Source organism: Streptomyces sp. NPDC046881, from assembly GCF_040645015.1.
Classification (GTDB): Bacteria; Actinomycetota; Actinomycetes; order Streptomycetales; family Streptomycetaceae; genus Streptomyces.
Genome location: NZ_JBEYXJ010000058.1, coordinates 23,266 through 44,967, shown reverse-complemented (window position 1 = coordinate 44,967; position 21,702 = coordinate 23,266). Strand labels below are relative to the sequence as shown.

Annotated in this window: 20 protein-coding genes and 2 pseudogenes; 12 read left to right on the top strand and 10 right to left on the bottom strand. The window is 71.9% G+C overall.

Going from position 1 to position 21,702, the window contains the following annotated elements:
* Positions 1-100 precede the first annotated feature (100 nt).
* Both ABZ923_RS25255 and ABZ923_RS25250 read left to right on the top strand, forming a co-directional pair.
* Positions 101-1,018, top strand: a complete 918-nt coding sequence (locus ABZ923_RS25255) for a zinc-binding dehydrogenase (RefSeq protein WP_361475689.1) — start codon at positions 101-103, stop codon at positions 1,016-1,018.
* 115 nt (positions 1,019-1,133) lie between these two features.
* The gene (locus ABZ923_RS25250) at positions 1,134-3,014 is read left to right on the top strand and encodes a sialidase family protein (protein ID WP_361475687.1); all 1,881 of its coding nucleotides are present in this window, start codon (positions 1,134-1,136) and stop codon (positions 3,012-3,014) included.
* On the opposite strand, the gene ABZ923_RS25245 is transcribed toward ABZ923_RS25250, so the two are convergent.
* Positions 2,964-4,007 carry a bile acid:sodium symporter family protein gene (locus tag ABZ923_RS25245; RefSeq protein ID WP_361475685.1) on the bottom strand — a complete coding sequence of 348 codons (1,044 nt, stop codon included), beginning with the start codon at positions 4,005-4,007 and terminating at the stop codon, positions 2,964-2,966. The genes ABZ923_RS25250 and ABZ923_RS25245 overlap by 51 nt on opposite strands.
* Before the next feature lie 144 nt (positions 4,008-4,151).
* Between ABZ923_RS25245 and ABZ923_RS25240 the strand changes: the two genes are divergently transcribed.
* From ABZ923_RS25240 to ABZ923_RS25230, 3 genes are all read left to right on the top strand, one after another.
* A complete protein-coding gene (locus ABZ923_RS25240; protein WP_361475683.1) occupies positions 4,152-5,021 on the top strand; it encodes a LysR substrate-binding domain-containing protein in 870 nt (289 codons plus the stop codon).
* A 402-nt stretch (positions 5,022-5,423) separates the two neighbouring features.
* The gene (locus ABZ923_RS25235) at positions 5,424-7,250 is read left to right on the top strand and encodes an AMP-dependent synthetase/ligase (protein WP_361475681.1); all 1,827 of its coding nucleotides are present in this window, start codon (positions 5,424-5,426) and stop codon (positions 7,248-7,250) included.
* Between the two features lie 287 nt (positions 7,251-7,537).
* The gene (locus tag ABZ923_RS25230) at positions 7,538-8,374 is read left to right on the top strand and encodes an aldo/keto reductase (RefSeq protein ID WP_361475679.1); all 837 of its coding nucleotides are present in this window, start codon (positions 7,538-7,540) and stop codon (positions 8,372-8,374) included.
* Between the two features lie 115 nt (positions 8,375-8,489).
* Here the strand turns inward: ABZ923_RS25230 and ABZ923_RS25225 are convergent, their stop codons facing one another.
* Positions 8,490-9,101 carry a hypothetical protein gene (locus ABZ923_RS25225; RefSeq protein WP_361475677.1) on the bottom strand — a complete coding sequence of 204 codons (612 nt, stop codon included), beginning with the start codon at positions 9,099-9,101 and terminating at the stop codon, positions 8,490-8,492.
* A gap of 206 nt (positions 9,102-9,307) precedes the next feature.
* Here ABZ923_RS25225 and ABZ923_RS25220 point away from each other — a divergent pair, with 206 nt between their 5' ends.
* Positions 9,308-10,000: a glycoside hydrolase family 75 protein gene (locus ABZ923_RS25220; protein ID WP_361475675.1), complete on the top strand. Its 693-nt coding sequence runs from the start codon at positions 9,308-9,310 to the stop codon at positions 9,998-10,000.
* Between the two features lie 13 nt (positions 10,001-10,013).
* Here the strand turns inward: ABZ923_RS25220 and ABZ923_RS25215 are convergent, their stop codons facing one another.
* The 3 genes and pseudogenes from ABZ923_RS25215 to ABZ923_RS25205 form a co-directional block, all read right to left on the bottom strand.
* On the bottom strand, positions 10,014-10,721 hold the full coding sequence (locus ABZ923_RS25215; protein WP_361475673.1) for an SDR family NAD(P)-dependent oxidoreductase: 708 nt from the start codon (positions 10,719-10,721) through the stop codon (positions 10,014-10,016).
* Between the two features lie 74 nt (positions 10,722-10,795).
* The gene (locus ABZ923_RS25210) at positions 10,796-11,689 is read right to left on the bottom strand and encodes a class I SAM-dependent methyltransferase (RefSeq protein ID WP_361475671.1); all 894 of its coding nucleotides are present in this window, start codon (positions 11,687-11,689) and stop codon (positions 10,796-10,798) included.
* Between the two features lie 349 nt (positions 11,690-12,038).
* Positions 12,039-12,776, bottom strand: a pseudogene (locus ABZ923_RS25205) (cellulase family glycosylhydrolase); the annotation flags it as partial.
* Here ABZ923_RS25205 and ABZ923_RS25200 point away from each other — a divergent pair.
* The 3 genes and pseudogenes from ABZ923_RS25200 to ABZ923_RS25190 all read left to right on the top strand — a co-directional run.
* Positions 12,777-13,319 (top strand): annotated as a pseudogene (locus tag ABZ923_RS25200) (cellulose-binding domain-containing protein); the annotation flags it as partial.
* Between the two features lie 363 nt (positions 13,320-13,682).
* Positions 13,683-14,141, top strand: a complete 459-nt coding sequence (locus ABZ923_RS25195) for a cyclic nucleotide-binding domain-containing protein (protein WP_361475669.1) — start codon at positions 13,683-13,685, stop codon at positions 14,139-14,141.
* Positions 14,142-14,146: 5 nt separating this feature from the next.
* Entirely contained in the window at positions 14,147-14,506 is a 360-nt protein-coding gene (locus ABZ923_RS25190; RefSeq protein ID WP_361475667.1) for an STAS domain-containing protein, read from the top strand.
* Here ABZ923_RS25190 and ABZ923_RS25185 read toward each other — a convergent pair.
* Positions 14,503-15,279: a class I SAM-dependent methyltransferase gene (locus tag ABZ923_RS25185; RefSeq protein WP_361475665.1), complete on the bottom strand. Its 777-nt coding sequence runs from the start codon at positions 15,277-15,279 to the stop codon at positions 14,503-14,505. The genes ABZ923_RS25190 and ABZ923_RS25185 overlap by 4 nt on opposite strands.
* Before the next feature lie 5 nt (positions 15,280-15,284).
* Positions 15,285-15,590, bottom strand: coding sequence for a 4a-hydroxytetrahydrobiopterin dehydratase (locus ABZ923_RS25180; protein WP_361475663.1), 306 nt, complete (start codon positions 15,588-15,590; stop codon positions 15,285-15,287).
* 157 nt (positions 15,591-15,747) lie between these two features.
* Here ABZ923_RS25180 and ABZ923_RS25175 point away from each other — a divergent pair, with 157 nt between their 5' ends.
* The 3 genes from ABZ923_RS25175 to narJ all read left to right on the top strand — a co-directional run bounded on the left by ABZ923_RS25175 (position 15,748) and on the right by narJ (position 18,186).
* On the top strand, positions 15,748-16,572 hold the full coding sequence (locus tag ABZ923_RS25175) for a helix-turn-helix transcriptional regulator (RefSeq protein WP_361475661.1): 825 nt from the start codon (positions 15,748-15,750) through the stop codon (positions 16,570-16,572).
* Positions 16,573-16,671: 99 nt separating this feature from the next.
* A complete protein-coding gene (locus ABZ923_RS25170) occupies positions 16,672-17,535 on the top strand; it encodes a helix-turn-helix transcriptional regulator (protein ID WP_361475659.1) in 864 nt (287 codons plus the stop codon).
* A gap of 156 nt (positions 17,536-17,691) precedes the next feature.
* Positions 17,692-18,186, top strand: coding sequence for a nitrate reductase molybdenum cofactor assembly chaperone (narJ, locus tag ABZ923_RS25165; protein WP_361475657.1), 495 nt, complete (start codon positions 17,692-17,694; stop codon positions 18,184-18,186).
* 103 nt (positions 18,187-18,289) lie between these two features.
* Here the strand turns inward: narJ and ABZ923_RS25160 are convergent, their stop codons facing one another.
* The 3 genes from ABZ923_RS25160 to ABZ923_RS25150 all read right to left on the bottom strand — a co-directional run bounded on the left by ABZ923_RS25160 (position 18,290) and on the right by ABZ923_RS25150 (position 21,634).
* Complete coding sequence (locus tag ABZ923_RS25160; protein WP_189305691.1) at positions 18,290-18,715, bottom strand: OsmC family protein; 426 nt, start codon at positions 18,713-18,715, stop codon at positions 18,290-18,292.
* A gap of 67 nt (positions 18,716-18,782) precedes the next feature.
* Positions 18,783-20,576 (bottom strand): hypothetical protein, encoded by a 1,794-nt coding sequence (locus ABZ923_RS25155; protein WP_361475656.1) that lies wholly within the window; start codon positions 20,574-20,576, stop codon positions 18,783-18,785.
* Positions 20,573-21,634, bottom strand: coding sequence for a MoxR family ATPase (locus ABZ923_RS25150; RefSeq protein WP_361475655.1), 1,062 nt, complete (start codon positions 21,632-21,634; stop codon positions 20,573-20,575). The genes ABZ923_RS25155 and ABZ923_RS25150 overlap by 4 nt, the downstream gene beginning before the upstream one ends.
* Positions 21,635-21,702: the final 68 nt, after the last annotated feature.

Genomic DNA, 21,702 nt, shown 5'->3' with positions numbered 1-21,702 from the left:
GGACTTCCCAACGAATCCCCTCTACCGTTGGGACCCCCAACGATTTCATGGGTGTTCCCAATGATTACCGCGCCGGCTCGCCCGGCCTCTGGAGGTTGCCATGCGTCGCGTCCGATACGAGTCCACCGGCGGACCCCTGTTCGTCGAGGAGGCTCCCATTCCCGAACCGGGCCCCGGCGAGCTGCTGGTGCGCTGCGCGGCCGTCGGCATCACCCTGCCGATGGTCCGCAAGGTGACCGAGGCCGCGGAGCCGGTGCAACTGGGAGGTGAGGTCGCGGGCGAGGTGGTCGCGACGGGCGAGGGCGTCACCCGCTTCCGCGTCGGCGACCGGGTGACCGGGCTGTGCTTCGGATACGGGTACGCCGAGTTCGCCGTGCTGCACGAGGCCATGACCTCGCCGATCCCGGACGACGCCGACGCCGTGACCGCGGTCGCGCTGGTACGCAGTGGCCTGGTGGCGCTGGGCGCGCTGGAGGCGGCACGGCTCGCACCGGGAGAGTCGGTCCTTGTCACGGCGGCGGCGAGCGGCGTCGGGCATCTCGCCGTGCAGTTGGCCCGGGCGCGGGGCGCGGGACGGGTGCTGGGGGCCGTATCCGGTCGAGCGAAGGCGGATTTCGTCCGCTCGCTCGGCGCGGACGACTGTATGCAGTATGAGGACGACAGCTGGGGTGATCCGGTCGACTGTGTACTGGATGCGGTCGGCGGCGACCTGCTCACCCCCGCCCTCGCCGCGCTCGCCCCGTACGGCCGCCTGGTCGCGTATAGCTCCGGCGGCGGCACGGTCCAGGCCTACGACCTGCTGGTGGGGGCCAAATCCGTGATCGGCTTCCAGATGGCACTGATCGCCCGCGGCCGGCCGGACGTGTACGAGCAGTGGCGGCAGGACCTGTGGCGCCTGTTCGCCGAGGGTGCCGTAAAGCCTGCTGTGCACGGGGAGTTCGCCCTGGAGGACGCGGCGGCTGCTCGCCAGGTGATCATGTCCAGGGCCAACCTCGGCAAGGTCGTCCTGCGCCCATAACCGTCTGCACGCTTCTTGTGACGTGCGCCACCCCCAACTACCGTCGATGGAACGCACGTTGGACGTGGGATGTCGGGATGTCCAGATGTCCGGCCGACGAAGGGCAGGTCGCACCGTGCCGTCATGTCTTCGCGCCCGTCTCAGATCCGTACTCGCCATCGCCGCCGTCACCGCGGCCGGCCTGCTCGCCCCGCTCGTCCCCGCCCATCCGGCCCAGGCCCGGCCGGCGGGCGGCACAGCACCGCGGTTCGAACAGCAGGTGCTGTTCAAGGCTGCCCAGGACCCCGGTTACGCGTGCTTCCGCATCCCGGCGGTCGTCAGAACGGTCGACGACGCGCTGCTGGCGTTCGCCGAGGGCCGGGTCCTCAACTGCGGGGACGCGGCCGACATCGACATCGTGCTCAAACGCTCCACCGACGGCGGCCGCACCTGGGGGCCGTTACAGGTGGTCAACGAGGGCGCCGGCGACACGCACGGCAACCCGGCACCGGTCGTGGACCGTGCCACCGGCCGGATCTGGCTCGCCGAGACCTACAACACGGGCCGCACGGACAGCGCCGGCTGTTCGGTGCCCTGCGACCGCACCCCGCATCTGCAGTACAGCGACGACGACGGCCGGACCTGGTCGGAGCCACGCGATCTCAGCCCCGAGATCCTGCCCGCCGACTGGAACTCCTGGTACGCCACCGGGCCTGTCCACGGGATCCAGCTCACCCGCGGCCGGTACGCGGGGCGCCTGGTCTTCGGGGTCAACGCCGAGACGTGGAACGGCAGCAGGGTCACCGCCAACCACGCGGCACTGATCGTCAGCGACGACCACGGCGGCCACTGGCGGACCGGCGCCACCGACACCTGGCCCATCGCCGCCGACGGCACCTTCCGGCAGAAGCCCTCCGAACTGACCCTCGCCGAGCGCGGTGACGGCTCGGTCCTGGTCAGCGGCCGGGAGCAGGACGGTACCGACCTCGGTCACCGCACCCAGGCCGTCAGCCGCGACGGCGGCACCAGCTTCACCGCCCCGTTCCGCGGCCTGCCCGGCCTCTACACCCCTCAGGTGCAGGGCTCACTGCTGCGCCTGGGCGGCCGTCTCCTGCTCGCCTGCCCCGGCGACCCCGACCGGCGACGCACCATGATGATCCGCTCCTCCTACGACGGCGGCCGGACCTGGGACAGCGTCGACCGCGGCACGGTCGTCACCCCGGACTGGTCCGGCTACTCCGACCTGGTGCGCGTCGACTCCGGCACGGTCGGCCTGATGTACGAGGGCGGCGCGGTGGACGCCCGCGACGAGATCCGCTTCGCCCGCTTCAGCGAGGACTGGCTCGCCCCGCGCCGCGGCCCCGACCCGGTCACCGCCGACCTCGCGCCGCACGCCCGGCCGGCGGTGGTGATCGGCGACCCGGAGGAGACGGAGGGGGTGTCCGGGAAGGCGCTGGAGTTCGACGGCACGGACGACGCCGTACGCCTGCCGTACCGCGCCGGCCTCCCCTTGGACACGAAGGACTTCACGGCGTCGCTCTGGTTCCGGTACACGGCGACGGCCGGGGAGCAGCCGCTGCTGTGGATGGGCGGTATCGGCACCAGCCAGCCGCAGGTGTGGCTGCGCGGGGAGCCGGCGAACCACCGTATACAGGCGTTGATCACCGTGCGTCATGCCGCCAGTCCACCGCAGACTGCATACGTTCGCACGGATATTGCATACAACGATGGTCTCTGGCATCACGCCGTACTCCGCCGCGGCGACGGCCGGCTGTCGTTGTCCGTCGACGGTATGCAGTCTGCCGTCGCCGATGTACCGGGTTCCGTCAGCCGTAACTCCCCCTTCGGCGTCCACCTCGGTCAGCGCATGGACAGCCGCGCCTTCTTCACCGGCGCGCTGGACGAGGTGCGTGTTTGGGACCGGGTGCGCACCGACGAGGAGCTGGCCGACCCGGACGTCCTGCGGTCACCGCAGGACACGGTCCTCTGGCTGCCCCTCGACCGGGTGCGCGGCTGACCCTTCGGGCGCGTCCGCGTTCGCCTCGGGATCGCGGGCGCGCCGCTTGGCGATGACCGCGCACACCATCAGCTGCATCTGGTGGAAGAGCATCAGCGGCAGGACGGCCAGGGAGGCGTGGCTGCCGAAGAGGACGCTCGCCATGGGCAGCCCGGAGGCGAGGGATTTCTTCGACCCGGCGAACTGGATGGCGATCCGGTCCTCCCGGCGGAAGCCGAGGGCCCGGGCGCCGTACCAGGTCAGGAGCAGCATCACGGCCAGCAGGACGGCCTCGACACCGAGCAGGCCGGCCAGTCGGACGGGGCTGACCTGGTGCCAGATGCCCTGGTTCATGCCCTCGCTGAACGCGTTGTAGACGACCAGGAGGATGGAGCCGCGGTCGACGAGCCCCAGGACCTTCTTGTGGCGGGTGACGAAGCCGCCGATCCACCGCCGCAGCAGTTGCCCGGCGAGGAACGGCACCAGCAGCTGGAGCACGATCTTCAGCAGTGAGTCGGTGGAGAACCCGACCCCGTCGCCCCCGAGCAGTCCCGCGGCGAGCAGCGGGGTCAGGACGATGCCGGCGAGGGAGGAGAAGGACCCGGCGCAGATCGCGGCGGGCACGTTGCCGCGGGCGATCGAGGTGAAGGCGATGGACGACTGGATCGTGGAGGGCACCAGCGTCAGGAAGAGCAGGCCCTGGTAGAGGGGCTGGGTGAGCAGGACCGGGACCAGTCCGCGCGCGGCGAGCCCGAACACCGGGAAGACGACGAAGGTGCAGATCAGCACGGTGAGGTGGAGCCGCCAGTGCCTGAGTCCGTCGAGTGCCTCGCGGGTGGACAGCCGGGCGCCGTAGAGGAAGAAGAGGAAGGCGATCGCGGCCGTGGAGGCGCCGGAGGTGACGTCGGCGGCGGTGCCGCGGGCGGGGAGGAGCGCGGCGAGTCCGACCGTCCCGAGCAGCAGCACGATGTACGGGTCGATCGGCATCCGACTCGGCCGGCGCAGGCGTTTCACAGTGCTCCGATTGCGGTGGGTGACGGGCGTTCCCGGGGCCGTAGGGCCCCTCTCCATGGTCCTCCTCCGGCGGCCGATCGGGAATCCCGCACACCGCTCTCACTGTCATCATGGACAGCGATGGCCGCGCTAGGCTCGGGTGGCGTGTACGACCCGACGCAGTTGCGCACCTTTCTGGCGGTCGCCCAGACGCTGAACTTCACGCAGGCGGCCCGGCGGCTGGGGCTGCGCCAGTCCACGGTCAGCCAGCATGTGCGCCGGCTGGAGGAAGCGGCCGGCCGGCAGCTGTTCGCCCGGGACACCCATTCGGTGGAGCTGACCGAGGACGGCGAGGTGATGCTGGGGTTCGCCCGCCGGATCCTGGAGGTGCACGAGCAGGCCACCGCGTTCTTCACCGGCACGCGCGTGCGTGGCCGGCTGCGTTTCGGCGCCTCGGAGGACTTCGTGCTGACCCGGCTGCCGGAGATCCTGGAGGGCTTCCGCTACGACCATCCGGAGGTCGACCTGGAGCTGACGGTGGAGCTGTCGGGGACCCTGCACGAGCAGCTGGCCGCCGGGAAGCTCGACCTGGTGCTGGCCAAGCGGCGTCCGGAGGATCCGCGCGGTGAGCTGGTCTGGCGCGACGACCTGGTGTGGATCGGTGCTGAGCGGCTGCGGCTGGAACCCGACCGGCCGGTTCCGCTGATCGTGTATCCGCCGCCGGGCATCACCCGGGCCCGGGCGCTGGAGGTGCTGGAGCGGCAGGGCCGTCCGTGGCGGATCGTGTGTACGAGCGGCAGTCTCAACGGGCTGGTCGCGGCGGCCCGTGCCGGGCTCGGGGTGATGGCCCACTCCCGGCGGCTGATCCCGCCGGGCCTGTTCCGGCTGCCCGACCGTGCGGGTCTGCCGGATCTGGGCAAGGTCGACTTCGTTCTCGTCCACGGCCGCCGCCGGGGTCCGGCCGAGGGCGCCGCGAACGCGCTGGCGGCGGCGGTCCTGGCGGGCGGCGAGCGGTTGCGGCGCAGCAGCGGCTGACCGCGGCCCGCCCCGTGCCTGCCGGCGCGCGGGGCGACGGTACGTCCGCTGCCTCAGCCGGCGCAGGAAGGCGTCGTAGGCGGCCACGGCCCTGCCGCCGGGGAGTCCAGTGCACCCGGGCGGCTTCGCAGCGAGGCTTCCGGGGCGCTCCCCGCGCGCGTGGGGCACCGTAATCGGCGCGTACAGATTCGGTGGAGATTACGGGACCGAAACTTACTGACCCGTCAGTATCGTGTCCGGCCCTTCCCCATGTGCGGGCATTTCACGACCGTCGTCCAGGTGGAACGTGAGGTTTGCTCGGTTTCCGTACCCCTCCCGGATACCGACCGGGTGGGGTAGCTTTCACCGCGCTGTGCGGTGCGTGGACCAACGTCACTGAGGCGCGAGACACCGGGAGCGAGGTTGCGCGAGTTCACCAACCCTCCGCTGGCGTCGGCGCCGCCGGCGGGCGGTCTGGCAGACGTCGTCTTCGACCATGCCCTGACCGACCCGCTCCACATCGCCCTCGGCCGCAAGGACACCGACGGACAGTGGCGGGACGTGACCTCCGCCGAGTTCCGCGACGAGGTCACGGCCCTCGCCAAGGGCCTGCTCGCCCGCGGCGTCCGGTTCGGCGACCGGGTCGCGATCATGTCCCGCACCCGCTACGAGTGGACCCTCTTCGACTTCGCCCTGTGGACCATCGGCGCCCAGGTGGTGCCCGTCTACCCCACCTCCTCGGCCGAGCAGTGCTTCTGGATGCTCTACGACGCCGAGGTGTCCGCGGCGATCGTGGAGCACGAGGACCACGCGATGACCATCGCCACCGTCATCGACCGGCTGCCTCAGCTGCGCCAGCTGTGGCAGCTGGACGCCGGCTGCGTGCAGGAGCTGTACGACGCCGGGGCGCACCTGGACGACGAGGTGGTGCACCGGCACCGGCAGGCGGTCACCCCGGACTCGGTCGCCACCGTCATCTACACCTCCGGCACCACCGGCCGCCCCAAGGGCTGTGTGCTCTCCCACGGCAACTTCATGTTCGAGGCGGACACCGTGATCCAGCGGTGGGAGCCGGTGTTCCACTCCAAGAAGGGCGACGAGGCGTCCACGCTGCTGTTCCTGCCGCTGGCGCACGTCTTCGGGCGGATGGTGGAGGTCGCCGCGATCCGCGGCCGGGTCCGCTTCGGGCACCAGCCGCAGCTGCATGCCGCCGCCCTGCTGCCGGACCTGGCCGCGTTCCGGCCGACGTTCATCCTCGCGGTGCCGTACATCTTCGAGAAGGTGTTCAACGCCGCCCGCCGCAAGGCCGAGAAGGAGGGCAAGGCCGGGCCGTTCGAGAAGGCCGTCGACATCGCCGTGAAGTACGCGGAGGCGGTGGAGGCGAAGGCCTGGGGCATCGGGCCGGGCCCGTCGGCGGGGCTGCGGATGCAGCACCAGCTGTTCGACAAGCTCGTGTATGCAAAAGTCCGCGCGGCCATGGGCGGTCGTATACGGAATGCAATGTCCGGTGGATCGGGTATGGACCGCCGGCTGGGGCTGTTCTTCGCGGGCGCCGGTGTGCAGATCTACGAGGGCTACGGCCTGACCGAGTCGACGGCCGCGGCGACCGCGAACCCGCCCGAGCGCACCCGCTACGGCACCGTGGGCCAGGCCATCCCGGGCGTGACCGTGCACATCGCCGACGACGGGGAGATCTGGCTGCACGGCGGCAACGTCTTCCAGGGCTACCTCAACAACCCCAAGGCCACCGACCAGACCCTGCACGACGGCTGGCTCGCCACCGGCGACCTCGGCTCCCTCGACGAGGACGGCTATCTGACCATCACCGGCCGCAAGAAGGAGATCCTGGTGACCTCCGGCGGCAAGAGCGTCTCCCCCGGCGTGCTGGAGGAGCGGGTCCGCGAGCATCCGCTGGTCAACCAGTGCATCGTGGTCGGCAACGACCGCCCCTACATCGCCGCCCTGGTCACCCTGGACCAGGAGGCGGTCGAACACTGGCTGCAGATGCGCGGCAAACCCAGACTGGCCCCGGCCGAGCTGGTGCGCGACCCGGACCTGGAGACGGAGGTACGGCGGGCGGTGGTCGCCGCCAACACCCTCGTCTCCCAGGCCGAGTCGATCCGCACCTTCCGCATCCTGGCGCAGCCGTTCACCGAGGAACACGGGCTGCTGACGCCGTCGCTGAAGCTGAAGCGGAAGGCGATCGAGAAGGCGTACGCGAACGAGGTCGACGCCCTCTACCAGACCTGACGCCTCGTCGGCACTCACCGGCCCGAGGACACGGGCGGGCACTTCCAGTGGGGCCTTCCGCAGGGCCGCCACGCGGTGACAAGCAGGGCTTCACCAGACTTTTGCATCCGGTGACCCCGGGCGCGTCCGGCCTCCGCAGAGGGGCAGCTGCCCTGGTCGGAGCCGGTCCGCGGGCCGTACCAGGTCCATGGGGCCGCAAGCGGATCGCGCGGTCAGGAATGCACGGCGGCCCGTGATCGTTGACGATAGCAGTACCACCTGTCGACAACCGAAGGATCAAGAGGCTCGTGAGCAGCAAGGTCCCCCCGATCATCCTCAACAACGGCGTCGAGATGCCCCAGCTGGGCTTCGGCGTCTGGCAGGTGCCGGACGACGAGGCCGAGCGGGCCGTCGCCACGGCGCTGGAGGCCGGGTACCGCAGCATCGACACCGCTGCGATCTACGGCAACGAAGAGGGCACCGGCAAGGCCATCGCCGCCTCCGGCCTGCCCCGCGAGGACGTCTTCGTCACCACCAAGCTCTGGAACAGCGACCAGGGGTACGACTCCACGCTGCGCGCGTTCGACGCGTCGCTGGAGAAGCTGGGGCTCGACTACGTCGACCTGTACCTGATCCACTGGCCGCTGCCGTCCCGGGACAGGTACATCGACACCTACAAGGCGTTCGAGAAGCTGCACGCCGACGGCCGGGTCCGTGCCATCGGCGTCTCCAACTTCCTTCCCGAGCACCTGCGGCGGCTGATCTCGGAGACCTCGGTCGTCCCGGCGGTCAACCAGATCGAGCTGCACCCGCACCTGCAGCAGCGCGAGGCGCGCGAGCTGCACGCCGAGCAGGGCATCGCCACGGAGGCCTGGTCGCCGCTCGGCCAGGGCAAGGGCCTGCTGGAAGTGCCGGCGGTCGTCGCGATCGCGCAGAAGCACGACCGCACCCCGGCCCAGGTCGTACTGCGCTGGCACCTCCAGCTCGGCAACATCGTGATCCCGAAGTCCGTGACGCCGTCCCGGATCAAGGAGAACATCGAGGTGTTCGACTTCAGCCTGGACGACGAGGACCTCGCCGCGATCAGCGCCCTCAACGAGGACCGGCGCCTGGGTCCCGACCCCGCCACGTTCGACATGGCCTGACCGCCGGCGCGGGGGCGGCCCCGCCCTCCTCCGGTCCCGGTCGTGCGCCCTGCTGCCGCGCGGGGCGCACGACCGGGCGCGGTCGGGCGTGACGGACGTACCGGGCGGGCCCGGCTCACTCGAAGCGCACGTCCGCGTACACCACCTCGAGGTCCTCCAGGCCGACGACGTCCACGTGGGCCTTCGCCGACGCCTCGTGGCGCACGGCCGCCACGGCCGAGCGCGAGGCGGTCAGGGAGGCGCGGTCGACGAACAGGGTGCTGCCCAGAGCGCGCCCCCGTTCACGGTCGATCAGCAGGCAGACTTCGGCCAGGCCGGGCAGCGCCTCGGCCCGCGGTACGACCGTGGCCCGGAAGGTGTCGACGACGAGATCCGCGTCCCGCGGGTCGAACTCCATCCTCGCCACGCGCAGTCCGCCGCCCTGGCGTGGGTGCGTGATCTGGTGGAACACCGCCGCCTCGAAGTTGGCGACGGCCACGGTGCCCGCGAACGGTTCCAGCAGTGCCCCGCGCCGCTCGCGCATCACCTCGTCGCTGTTGTGCCGCGCCTCCTCGGTCTCCCACCAGCTGATCGTGAGGAGTTTGCCGATGTCCCGGTCCGCGAACACGCCCGCACCCCGGTATCCGGGGCGTTCCTCCAGCAGGTCCCGCCCCTGACTGTTCACTGACCGGACGGCCGTGTCGAGCAGCGCCGGATCTCCGGTCGCGTACACCGCGCGTACGAACATGAGCCCTCACCTCCGGGGCACGGGGACCACCGACAGAGCCGGACGAAGAGGGAAATATCCGGCCTGTCCAGTCTCTACGCCCCGGTAAGTCACCGCAATACGCACAGGTTTCGGCCGTTCGCAAGCCGAAGGTTGACGAGGGCATGCCCAAAGGGCCACGGTGTACGACACCCAGTAAGGAAACTTTCCTAACAGAAGGGGTTCCCGTGCGCTTTCGAACACTGACCCTCGCCGCGGCCTCCGGCACCGCCCTGCTCGCCGCCGGACTCCTCCCCGCGCACGCCTCCGCCGCCTCACCCAAGTCCGCACAGGAGGGCACGGTCAGCGCCGCCGACCTGCTCGCCAAGGTGACGTCCTGTTCGCAGATCTCCAACGGCAAGTACAAGACCGACGACGAGACCTCGGCCACGGTCCCCGTGTGCGGCAAGAACGGCGCGGTGTTCTGGAAAGCCGACATGGACATCGACTGCGACGGCCAGCGCACCACCAACTGCAACGAGGACCGCGACCCCTGGTACCAGGACGACACCGCCTTCCACCAGTCCGACGGCAAGCCACTGAAGGCGGAGACCCTGCCGTACGTCGTCGTGCCCAGCACCAGCAGCATCTGGAACTACTCCAGCGCCGGCATCAAGGGCGGCGGCGTGGTCGCCGTCATCTACAACAACAAGGTCGAGTACGCCGTCGTCGGTGACACCGGCCCCACGAAGATCATCGGCGAGGCGTCGTACGCCACCGCGAAGGCGCTCGGCATCGACCCCGACCCGGCCACCGGCGGCACCGACTCGGGCGTGACCTACATCCTGTTCAAGAACTCCCAGGCCTCCCCCATCGAGAGCCACAGCGCCGCCGTCACCCTCGGCGACAAGCTGGCCAAGCAGTTCCTCGCCAACAACTGAGGCTTTTCGTACGTCAGTTGGGCTGGCCCAGCGGACGGACAACGACCGTGTTGACGTCGACCCCGGCCGGCTGCCGGATCGCCCAGACGACCGAGTCGGCGATCTGGCCGGCGGTCAGGAGATGCCCCGGGGGCAGGCTGCCGTTGCCGTCCCAGAACGGGGTCTCCACCCGGCCGGGGGCCACCAGCGTGACACCGATCCCGAACTCCGTGACCTGCCGCCGGGTGTTCTCGGCGAGACCGGTGACCGCCCACTTGGTGGCACCGTAGAGATTGCCGGGCGTGTTCACGAACCCGGCGACACTGCCGATGAGCACGATCCGGCCGCGGGACTCCTTCAGCGCGTCGACAGAGGCGCGGATGAGGAGTGCGGGACCGAGGACGTTGGTGAGGACCATCTCGGGCCAGCCGGACGGGTCGCCGTCCGCCACGGTGTCGTGGGTGGCGAAGCCGGCGTTGGCGACGACGGTATCCAATCGACCGTATGCCTTCAGCGTGCGGTCGACCGCATTCTGTATATCGTCGAACGCCGACGCGTTGCCGACGACTGTCTGCAATCCGTCGGGATTCCCCATACTGTCGGCGAAATCACGTAGCCGCTGTTCCCCGCGCCCGGTGACCGTCACCCGGTGCCCCGCGTCCAGCAACTGCCGCGCCACGGCGGCACCGATTCCGGTGCCGCCACCGGTGATGAGCGCGACCGGAGAATCGTTCGTGGTCATGTCTGGTCCCCCTGTACGTCGGTGATGGCCAGGAAGTCCACCACTTGGAGCGCGCTCCAAGTCAACTGTCCGGGCTACCCCGGGCGGACCGCCGTGTGCACGGTGTACGCCCCCAGCACGAAGACGTCCGGCCGTACGTGCACGCTCGCCGGGTCGGACGGGTCGAGGAGCCGGTCGAGGGTGGCGCGGTCCTCGGAGTCCAGGGCGTCTCCGAAGCCGTCGCGCAGCCGGGTCAGGTGTGCGGCGACGTAGGAGCGGGCCCGGTCGGGGGTGGGGGCGGGCAGGTCGAGCAGGAAGGTCCGGGTGCGATTGTGTTTGAGGCCGGCGGCCGTCAGCAGGGCGGGCCAGTCCTCGGTCTCGGCGACCGAGCCCGGCAGGTCGGCGCGCATGCGGGCGAACCAGTCCTCCTCCAGCGCGTCCAGCCGCGCCTGCAGTCCGGGGCGGCCGATGCCGATGTCGCGGGGCAGGAAGCGGGAGGGCAGGCCGCCCTCGAGGAGGGCGAGGGTGCCGCCGGGGGCGAGCCGTTCGGCGAACGCGGCGAGCGCGGCCCGCTGGTCGCCGAGGTGGTGCAGGCTGCGGCTGGCCCACAGCAGGTCCGCCGGATAGTCCAACTCGTCCAACACGTCGGGCAGTTCACCGGCGATGGTGTCGAAGCGGTCGGCGACGCCCTGGCGGGCGGCCCGGGCGCGGGCGCGTTCCAGCAGCGGCGCGGCGGAGTCGACGGCCACGACCCGGGCCCCGGGGAACGCCTCGGCGAACAGGCAGGAGACCACACCCGGACCGCTGCCCGCGTCCACGATCAGCCCCGGCTCGGTCACCTCCCGGCCGAGCCACGCCATCACCCGCTCGTAGACGGGGGTGAACAGCTCCGCCTGTGACTCCAGCAGGGGACCCTGCTCGTTCCAGTCGATCTCCGTACCGTGCTGGTGCCCGTGCCGGGGCTCGGGCTCGTGGTGGTCGTGCGCCATGGTGGTCAGCCTCTCTTCCGGATGCGGTCAGGGTGCGACGGCATGACGGACGGAGGCCAGCGGTGTTGCCGATGCGGCAAAAACAGGACGCGCCACGGCAAGGTCCGGTGGGGCACGGGATCCGCCGGGCCCGACCGGTGCGGTCCGGCCCCGGCGGGGGTTCACCGGGCTACGGCAGCGGCGGGTAGGCGTTCTGCGTCAGCTGCCGGAACGGACGGCGGCGGCCGCGGCGGATGCGGGCTGTGTGGTGAGCGCCGCCCCGGAGGCACCGGCGACCAGCGCCAGGGCGGCGAGCAGTGACGTCCTGGTACGACTCATGAGCGCGGGTGCCTTCGGTGGTCCGTGGGATCTACGGGCTGAGGGCGCGCAGGTGGTCGCGCAGGCCGGTGCCGTACGCGGTGGGTGTGCCGTCGTAGGCGGAGATGAGGGAGGGGCCGGAGGAGCAGTCCCAGGTGTTCCAGGTCCAGCCGAGGTAGGACAGGTTGTGGTCGTCGAACCACTTCATGACCTGGTCGACGAACCCGTGCGAGCAGGTGTTCTCGCCGATCTCGCCGGCGATCAGGGGAGCCTGGGCGGCGACCGGGGCGAGGATGGAGTTCCAGCAGGTCTCGCTGGAGCAGGTGTTGAAGTTGTAGACGTGGTAGGCGGCGGCGAGATTGCCGGCCGGGTCGGTGGGCTTGTATGCAGTCCACTGGCTGAGGTCGTTTGCATACGCCAGCCCGCCGGCCAGGATGACGTTCTCGGCGCCGGTAGCCCGGATACTGTCGACGAGATCCTGGATACCGGCGACCTCGTACGAGATCCCGGGACAGGTGCCCCCGTCCCGCCAGCACTTCCAGGCATCCGTGACGCTCGAGGTCGCCCGGTCCGGGTACGGCTCGTTGAACAGGTCGAACACGGCCGCCTGGTCGCCCTTGAAGGTGCTGGCCACCGACGACCAGAACGACGGGCTGTACTGCATGTCGGGCATCGGCTTCTGACAGGTGGCGTGCACGTCCGAGCAGCCGGCCGAGTTCCCGGTGTACTGGCCGTAGGACCAGTGCAGTTCGAGAATCGGGGTCATGCCGTGGGCCTCGACGCGGGACACGGCGGGGTGCGCGGCATCTTCCGTTCCACGGACAAGGGCGCGACCTGGACCCGGATCAACGACGACACCCACCAGTGGGGCTGGACGGGCGCGGCGATCACGGGCGACCCCCGGGTGTACGGCCGCGTGTACGTGTCGACCAACGGCCGGGGCGTGGTCTACGGCGACACCTCCGACCCGGGCGGCGGAGGAGGGGACGGTGGTACGACGCCGGCCCCCACCGGCGCCTGCACCGTGACCTACAAGATCACCAACCAGTGGTCGGACGGTTTCCAGGCGGACGTCCGCCTGACCAACACCGGCTCGGCGGCTTGGAGCGGCTGGTTCCTCGGCTGGACCTTTCCGAACGGCCAGAAGATCACGCAACTGTGGAACGCCGGCTACACGCAGTCGGGGCCGGCGGTGACGGCGAAGAACGTGACCTGGAACGGCACCGTGGCGGCGGGCTCGTCGGTGGCCTTCGGGTTCACGGGGAGCTGGTCGGGCACGAACGCGAGACCGGCGTCGTTCAGGCTGGGCGACCGGACCTGTACGACCGGCTGACCCCGGCGGGGGCGCGCGCCGGCCGGGTGCGCGCCCCCGCCTCGGCGTCCACCGGGACGGGACGTGCGGCTCCGCTCTGGTGCGGCGGCGGTTCCCGTGGTGTGCTGGTAGCAGCGGGAAGGACGCGTCGACCACGCGGAGAAGCGGCCGACTGCCGCGCACCGCGCAATCCGGATCCGCGAGAAGCGGGTGGCGCCCTTCCCGTCCCCTCCCTCCCGCCCTGCCGTGGCGACGCTCCCCTCGCCCGCGAGCGGACGCCGTGCCCGGGCCGAAGGTCCCCGGCCGGGGCCGTGCGGCCCATGGTGCCCGGCACCGGCCCCGGGCCAGGCTGGACGCAGGAGCCAGAGGAAGGGAGCCGGTGCGATGACCACCGCCACCACCATGACCACAGCTCTGCCGGCGGAGCAGCGGGCACTGCTGATGCGCCTCGGCCGGGAGGTCTCGTTCGAGGCCGGTACCCGCCTGTTCGAGGAGGGCCGGCGTGCCGACCGCTTCTGGATCGTGCGCACCGGCACCGTCGCCCTCGACCTGCGGGTGCGCGGGCGCCGGCCCGCCGTCATCGAGACTCTCGGGCACGGTGAACTCATCGGCTGGTCCTGGCACTTCCCGCCGTACCTGTGGCAGCTGGGCGGCGAGGCGATGAGCCCGGTACGGGCCTACGCGTTCGACGCCGGTCCCGTGCGCGACCTGTGCGCCCAGGACCCGGAATTCGGCCGGGCGATCGCGGTCTGGGTCGGCCGCGTGGTCGCCCAGCGGCTGCACGCCTCCCGGGTCCGGCTGCTCGATCTCTACGCCCCGTACGGCAGCGGTGATCTGGTCTGACAGCCGTGTCCACGCCTTCCCCGTGCCCGGCCGGTCCGCCGGTCACGTGCCCCGGTCCCGTGGTGCTGCCGCTGCACGGCGAGATCGATCTGCTGACCGCGCCCGCCCTCTCGGCGCGGCTCGACACGCTCACCGCGCATCCCTGCCCCGATCTGGTGCTGGACCTGCGGCCGACCGAGTTCATCGACTGCACCGGCCTGGGTGTGCTGTGCCGGGCCCGCAACCGCGTGCTGGCCCGGCGGGGCCGGCTGCGGCTGGTCACGGACAGCGCCCGTTTCCTGCGGATGCTGCGCGCGACCGGCCTGTGGGGCGTCTTCGAGGTGCAGCCGCGGCTGCCCTCCCCGGCGGCGCAGGGCTCCTGCTAGCCGGTGCGCACGGTGTCGAAGGCGTCGTCCGCCGGCGGTCTGCGGAATGCGCGGACGCCGAACCGGGGGTCGGGGCGCCGGCGGTCCTGGTCCGGGAGTGCGGCCAGGCGTGCGGCGAACTCCTCGGTGCGCGGCTCGCCCGGCGGCAGCATGGTGAACCAGCCGCGGCGCAGGTCGGCGATGGTGGTGCGGGGGCTGCGGCCCTGTCCGGTGCCGCGGAAGGCGGCGTGGCCGGCGGGCCGGAGTCCGTAGCGGACGGCGTGCGCGGTGACGGTGCCGGGGGCGTCGGCGGCCGGGCGGCGCGGACGGGCCGCGAGGACGGCGTCGATGTCGCTGCCGACGTCGTGGGCGGCGGCCTTGTCGACGGTGGTGACGTAGGTGCCGCCGGGCCGCAGCACCCGGGCGCACTCGGCGACGACGGCGCGGACGTCCTCGGGGTCCGCGAGCAGGTGCAGCAGCCAGATGCTGGTGACCGCGTCGAAGGTCCCGGAGGGGAAGGGCAGCCGGCGGCTGTCGGCCCGTACGATCGCGCCGGGCAGCCGGGCCGAGGCCGTGCGGACCATGGCCGGGGTGAGGTCGGCGCCGGTCACCCGCAGCCCGGGGCGCGCGGCGGCGAGCCGCCGGGTGACGATCCCCGTGCCGCAGGCGACGTCGAGGAGGCGGCCCGTCCTTTCGGGGATCAGGCCGAGGACGGCCTGTGCGGCCTCGTGGGCGCGGGCCTCGCCGCCGCGCAGGGCGTCGTAGTCGCCGGCTTCCTTCTCGTAGTCGAGCACGCCGCTCAGTGTGCTCCGTGGCCTGGGGCGATGTCCTCCACCCTGCGGGCGAGAGCGAAGTCCTTGGCGGTGACGGCGCCGCCCGCGCTGTGGGTGTGGACGCTCAGGGAGACGGTGTTGTAGCCGAGGGTGAGGTCGGAGTGGTGGTCCAGCTCGTCCTGGATGCCGGCGATGTGCACGACCAGCGCGGCCGCCGCGAAGTGCGAGCCGAGCCGGTAGGCGCGGGTGAGGCGGTCGCCGTCGACCGACCAGCCGGGCAGTTCGGCCAGCCGGTCCTCGATCTCCTTCTGCGACAGCGGTTCGACGGCCATGGCCGGGGCTCCCTTCGATGCGTGTCCCCGTGCGGGGAGAGGCGGGTACGGTTCAGCCTGCCACGCCGGCGGCGCGGGCGAGGCAGCGACGCGTACCGGCCGTGGTGCGGGACGCCGGGCTCGTGGCGGTGTGCCGGCCTCGACTAGGGTCGCTGGTATGCCTCTTGCCGCGTCCGTTCCCACCGTCTCCGCCGTTACCGGTCAGGGTGTCGGTCCGCTGCTGCGCGCCTGGCGGGAGCGGCACCGGATCTCCCAGCTGGAACTGGCGCTGCGCGCCGACTCCTCGGCGCGGCACATCAGTTTCGTGGAGACCGGCCGGTCCCGGCCGAGCGAGGAGATGGTGCTGCGGCTCGCCGAGCAGCTCCAGGTTCCGGTACGGGAGCGCAACGCCCTGCTGCTGGCGGCCGGTTACGCCCCGCGCTATCCGGAGACGCCGCTGGACGATCCGGCGCTGGACGGGCTGCGCGACGGCATCGAGCGGCTCATCCGGGGCTACGAGCCCTATCCCGCGCTGGTGGTCGACGCCGGGTACACGGTCGTCGCCGCGAACCGGGGCATCGCCATGCTGCTGGAGGGCGTCCCCGAGGAGCTGACGGCCCCGGCGCCGAACGCGATGCGGCTGACCCTGCACCCGGAGGGGCTGGCACCGCGCATCCGCAACCTGCGGGAGTGGCGCGGGCATCTGCTGGCCCAGATGGAACGGGAGATCGCCCTGTACCGCTCGGACCGGCTCCGCGCCCTGTACGAGGAGGTCGCGGCCTACCCGGTGCCCGAGGAGCCACCGGGCACCGAACCGGCCGAGCCCGCAGCGTACTTCGCGCTGCCGCTGCGCATCGAGCACGCCGGCCGGACCCTGTCGTTCGTGTCCTCGATCTCCACGTTCAACACGCCGATGGACGTCACGGTCGCCGAGCTCGCCATCGAGACGTTCCTGCCGGCGGATCCGGCGACCGCCAAGTACCTGCACACACTGGCCGGTTGACCACCCCGGAACCGATTCGTTGCCTCGGGCACGTGTGCGAGGCGGCGACACGTGACAGACTGCTGCCCGCTGCGGTCGGCGCACAGGGGAGGGCGTGGCGTGAGTGAGCGGCGGGCTGCGCCCACCGTGGGCCAGGTGGTGCTGGGCAAGCGGTTGCAGGAGCTGCGGGAGGCGGCGGGGCTCAGCCGGGAGGAGGCCGCACGGGTCCTCAGGGTGGCGTCGGCGACCGTACGGCGGATGGAGATGGCCGAGGTCGCGCTGAAGATCCCCTACGTGCAGGTGCTGCTGTCCACCTACGGGGTGGCCGAGGAGGAGGCCGGCGCGTTCGTCCGGCTGGCCGAGGAGGCGAACCAGCCGGGCTGGTGGCAGCGGTTCCACGACGTGCTGCCGGACTGGTTCAGCCTGTACGTCAGCCTGGAGGGCGCCGCCCGGATCATCCGCTCCTACGAGCCGCACTTCGTACCCGGCCTGCTGCAGACCGAGGACTACGCGCGGGCGGTGCTGGAGGCCGGGACGATAGGGCAGAGCTCGCCGGAGACGGTCGAGCGGCACGTGTCGCTGCGCATGGAACGGCAGCGGCTGCTGGAGCGCGAGGACCCGCCCCACCTGTGGGTGATCATGGACGAGACGGTGCTCAGGCGCCCGGTGAGCATGCGGCCCGAGGTGCTGCGGGACCAGCTGGACCGGCTGCTGGAGTACGCCGAGCGGGACCGGGTCACCCTGCAGATCGCCGAGTTCGCGGCGGGCCCGCACCCGGGGACGTACGCGCCGTTCACGCTGTTCCGGTTCGCCGAGCCGGAACTGCCGGACATGGTGTTCACCGAGTACCTGACCGGCGCCCTGTACCTGGACTCCCGCCGGGAGGTGTCCGCGCACCTGGAGGTGCTGGACCACATGACGGCCCGGGCCGCGTCCGCGCAGCGCACCCGGAAGCTGCTCCGGGAGCACCGCGAGGGACTCTGAGCGCGCCCGCGCCGCGGCCCGCGTCCGGCCGGGATGACCCGTACGGGTCTGCGGACAGGTGCGTTACCGGGCCCGCCCCTAGCTTCTGAGTACGGGGTGTACCGAGGGAGCGTCCGTGACCGGCACGCACCCACCGCCCGACGCGAAGGAGGCCTGATGCCCTCGGACGCGGTGCTGTACCAGGCGGCGGCCCTCTGCCTGACCTACCCGGACGAGGACCTCATCGCCCGGCTGCCGCTGCTGCGGCAGGCCGCCCCGCAGCTGCGCGGGTTCACCGACCACGCGGCCCTCACCCCGCCGCAGGAGCTGGCCGCGCACTACGTGCGGGTCTTCGGCCGCGGGGACCGGCACAGCCTGTACCTGAGCCGGTGGTACGACGGCGGCATCCGGCGGCGCGGGATGTCGGTGGCCCGGTTCGGGGACGTCTACCGCCGGCACGGGCTGGAGTGCAGCCGCGGGGAGATGCCGGACTTCCTGCCGGCGGTGCTGGAGTTCACGGCGCGGACCGGCGACAGCGTTCTGCTGACCGAATACCGCGACGGCCTGGAGCGGCTGCGTATGCGATTGACCGGCTACGGCACACCGTATGCCGGTGTGCTGGATGCCGTATGCGCCACATTGCCGACTGTATACACCAGCCGGCCCCCATGACCCCGGCCCGCTCCCACCGCTCCCCCACCCGCCACTTCCCCACCCGCACACGAAGCGGTGCCGCGCCCCCGAGAGGGGCACGGCACCGGGGGACGTACGAGCGTCAGGCCAGCTCGGCCGTCAGGGTGATCGTCGTACCGGTCAGGGCCTGGCTGACCGGGCAGTTCTTCTTGGCGTCCTCGGCGGCCGAACGGAAGCCGTCCTCGTCCAGGCCCGGCACCTCGCCGCGCACGGTGAGGTGGATGCCGGTGATGCCCTCGCCCGGCTGGAAGGTGACGTCGGCCTTGGTCTCCAGCCGGGTGGGCGGGGTGCCGGCGCCGGCCAGGCCGTGCGAGAGGGCCATGGAGAAGCAGCTGGAGTGGGCGGCGGCGATCAGCTCCTCGGGGCTGGTCTTGCCGTTCGCCTGCTCGGCGCGCGAGGGCCACGACACCGGCTGCTGGCCGATGCCGGAGGAGTCGAAGGTGACGACTCCGTTGCCTTCGAGCAGGTTGCCTTCCCAGACGGTGTGCGCGGTGCGCGTGGTTGCCACGATGCTTCCTTTCGCGAGTGTCGCGGTTCCGGGGTTCCCGGGTGTTCCTATCCGATCACATTCGGGCTCATCGCACTCTGAAGACCGGCCCTCGCGGCGTGAACGGCAGCTGACTTCCCTGCGGGATCAGATAGGCGTGTTCCCTGCGTACCCGCAGTGCGTCGCACCATCCGTCGGTGATGACCAGCACCGGTGCGGTGGGCGGGAAGTCCTCCGCCCGGTGCAGCAGGTCGATGCCGGGCTGCAGGACCGTACCGCCGCGCCCGTGCACCCGTACCCGGCCGGCGATCTCGGTGACCGGCAGATAGCCGGCGTCGTGCGGGGCGGCGTCGCAGAACACCACGCGGGCGGCCGGTACGTCGCGGGCCTCGGCGTAGGAGGCGATCGCGCCGAGCGCCTTGCCGAGCAGCGTGGCGCCCATCGAGCCGGAGGTGTCGAGGACCACGCCGAAGGTACAGCGGGCGATCTCCTCCGGCGGGAAGGAGCGGCCCGCGCGCGGGATGTCGGGGGTGGAGGCCTGGCGGCGGGCGGGGCGGGCGTAGGACCGTACGGGCTCCGGGCGTGGCACGAACTCGTCGAACCAGCGGGCCAGCCGGGCGTCCCAGGGCAGCGGTGGGTGGCTGAGGGCGCGGATCTCCGCGACCAGGCCGCCGGGCAGGAAACCGCGTTCCTGCGCCTGGTGCAGGTCGAGGCCGCGGGTGAGGCCGCGGCGGTAGAACTCGTCGAGGTCGACGTAGTCGCCAGCCGGGCGGAGGGGGCCGCCGAGGACGTCGCCGACGCCCTTGCCGCGCAGGGTGGCCAGGCGGCGCATCCGGCGCAGGTCGCCGGCGAGGCGGTCGTAGACCTCCTCGGCGGACAGGCCGGCCAGCCCCGGGTCGTGCAGCAGGCCCTCGGGCATGGTGCCGACCTGCATCTCGACGAGCCAGCCGTTGATGACGTAGTCGCAGGCGATGTTGAACAGGTAGGGGTCGCGGGTGCCGCAGCGGTCGCCGTGGCGCAGGGCGGCGTGCAGCATCTCGTGGGCGAGGATGAACCGCCACTCCTCGTCCTCGAAGGTGCGCAGCGGGTTGACGTAGATCTCGCCGGCTCCGGGGTCGACGGCGGCGATCCGGATGTCGTGGGCGCGGGCGAGTTCGGCGTCGGCGACCAGGGTGATGCCGGCCGCGATGCCGCCGAGCAGCGGGTAGGAGGAGACGAACCAGCTCAGGGCCTGCTCCCAGGGGCGCCGCGGGAGGAGCTCGCCGTCGAGGCTGTCCCGGCGTCCGCCGGCCATGTCCATCGCGGCGGACACGGTGCGGGTCAGGGCGGTGGCGAACGCCAGGTGGCGGTCGGGGGCGGCCCCGCGCCAGGGGAGCCATTCGGTGAGTACCTGGTCGGGTGCGGGGCCCGCGGTGCCGCAGCGTTCGTACGCGGGCGGCAGGCCGTGCGCGCGCCAGCGGGCGGCGAGCCGTTCCTCGTCGCCGTCGGGGTAGCTCACGGGGTGTTCCTCGGGGGCGGTGCCGACGGGGAAGCCGAGCAGGAAGCGGTTGACGACGACGCAGCGGGCGGCGAGGTCGTACCGGTCGGGCTGCCGGCGCGTGCCCGGGGCGGCGGGGAGGTGCCCGAAGCCCAGGTGGAGGGCGGCGTGGGCGAGCGCCCACGCCCAGGCGGCGGGTTCGGCGAGCCGGTGGGGGTGGGCGTGCACGGTGCCGTCGGAGTCGGTGACGAGGAGGCCCTCGCGCGGGGCGAGGACGCAGTTCTCGGTGCGGCAGACGTCGAATTCGACGGCGGCGAGGGCCGGGTTGGCGCGCAGCAGCCGCACTCCCTCGGCGAACGCCTCGCCGGCCGGGTCCCGTTTCTTCTTCGGCTGGGTGCGGCTCACCGCCGCGCCTCCACCAGGCGGGGCATGTCGCGGGCGGCCTCGACCAGGAACCACGACGGCAGGAGCGGGTTGCCGTCGGCGTCGGAGGCGATGACGGTCTGGGCGACCTCGACGGAGATCTCGGCGAGCTGCACCAGCAGCGACTTGGCGCGGTAGGCGGTCTGCCGGCCGTTCTCGGACATGTGTTCCTTGCTGACGGGCAGTTCCTTCACGAGGCGGCCGCGGAAGGACTCGGCGAGGTAGTAGAGCAGGTCGCGGTCCTGGAGGCGGTGCGGCCAGCGGGCGTCGCCCTTGAGGATCGCCTCGATGCCGTACCGGCTGCGGACGACCTTGACGTAGCCGCAGAAGGCGGTGGCGTGCGCGGGGGTGAGGGTGCCGTGTGCGAGGACGGTGAGGGTCGGCTCGTCCAGGCCGGCGCCGAAGGAGTGCAGGGCGTCGGAGAGCATGTGCCAGGAGCGGGGCGTGGAGAACGGCTCCTCGGTCTTGGGCGGCTTGGACCACAGGTGGTCGGGCCGGTCGGTGAGGTGGTCCACGATCCACGGGTGGATGCCGTTGTCCGCGGCCCAGGCCAGCCAGTCCGTGGCGGAGACCTCCAGGTGGACGTGGGCGAGCCGGTTGACCAGGGCGGAGGCGAGCGGGCGGGCCAGGGCGTTGTCGGTGGCGCGGTTCCCGGCGCCGATGACGATGGAGCCTTCCGGCAGCTCGTAGTTGCCGATACGGCGGTCCAGGATGAGGGAGTAGAACGCCTTCTGCACATCCGGGGTGGCGGCGTTCAGCTCGTCCAGGAACAGGCAGTACGGCTCGTCGCGCGCGATCGCCTCCGGCGGGCAGAACACCGAGCGTCCGTCGCGGATCTGCGGTACGCCGATCAGGTCCTCGGGGGCGAGCTGGGTGCCGAGCAGGCTCACGCACTCCAGGCCGAGCGAGGCGGCGAACTCCCGCACCAGGGAGGACTTCCCGATGCCCGGGGCGCCCCAGAGGAAGACGGGGCGGACGGTGGCGAGACCGAGGAGGAGTTCGGGGACGCGGGCGGGGGTGACGGTGACGGCGGCCTGCAACGCGGGGATCCCTTGCGGTTGTCCGAGAGGTGTACGACTCGGACAGTGTGCGGGGCGGGGCGGTGCGG

Excerpts from the sequence above, each read along its gene's own strand:
- ABZ923_RS25255 (WP_361475689.1), top strand. The coding sequence starts at position 101 with ATGCGTCGCGTCCGATACGAGTCCACCGGCGGACCCCTGTTCGTCGAG.
- ABZ923_RS25175 (WP_361475661.1), top strand. The coding sequence starts at position 15,748 with ATGCCTCTTGCCGCGTCCGTTCCCACCGTCTCCGCCGTTACCGGTCAG.
- ABZ923_RS25180 (WP_361475663.1), bottom strand. The coding sequence starts at position 15,590 with ATGGCCGTCGAACCGCTGTCGCAGAAGGAGATCGAGGACCGGCTGGCC.
- ABZ923_RS25215 (WP_361475673.1), bottom strand. The coding sequence starts at position 10,721 with ATGACCACGAACGATTCTCCGGTCGCGCTCATCACCGGTGGCGGCACC.
- ABZ923_RS25210 (WP_361475671.1), bottom strand. The coding sequence starts at position 11,689 with ATGGCGCACGACCACCACGAGCCCGAGCCCCGGCACGGGCACCAGCAC.
- narJ (WP_361475657.1), top strand. The coding sequence starts at position 17,692 with ATGCCCTCGGACGCGGTGCTGTACCAGGCGGCGGCCCTCTGCCTGACC.
- ABZ923_RS25225 (WP_361475677.1), bottom strand. The coding sequence starts at position 9,101 with ATGTTCGTACGCGCGGTGTACGCGACCGGAGATCCGGCGCTGCTCGAC.
- ABZ923_RS25195 (WP_361475669.1), top strand. The coding sequence starts at position 13,683 with ATGACCACCGCCACCACCATGACCACAGCTCTGCCGGCGGAGCAGCGG.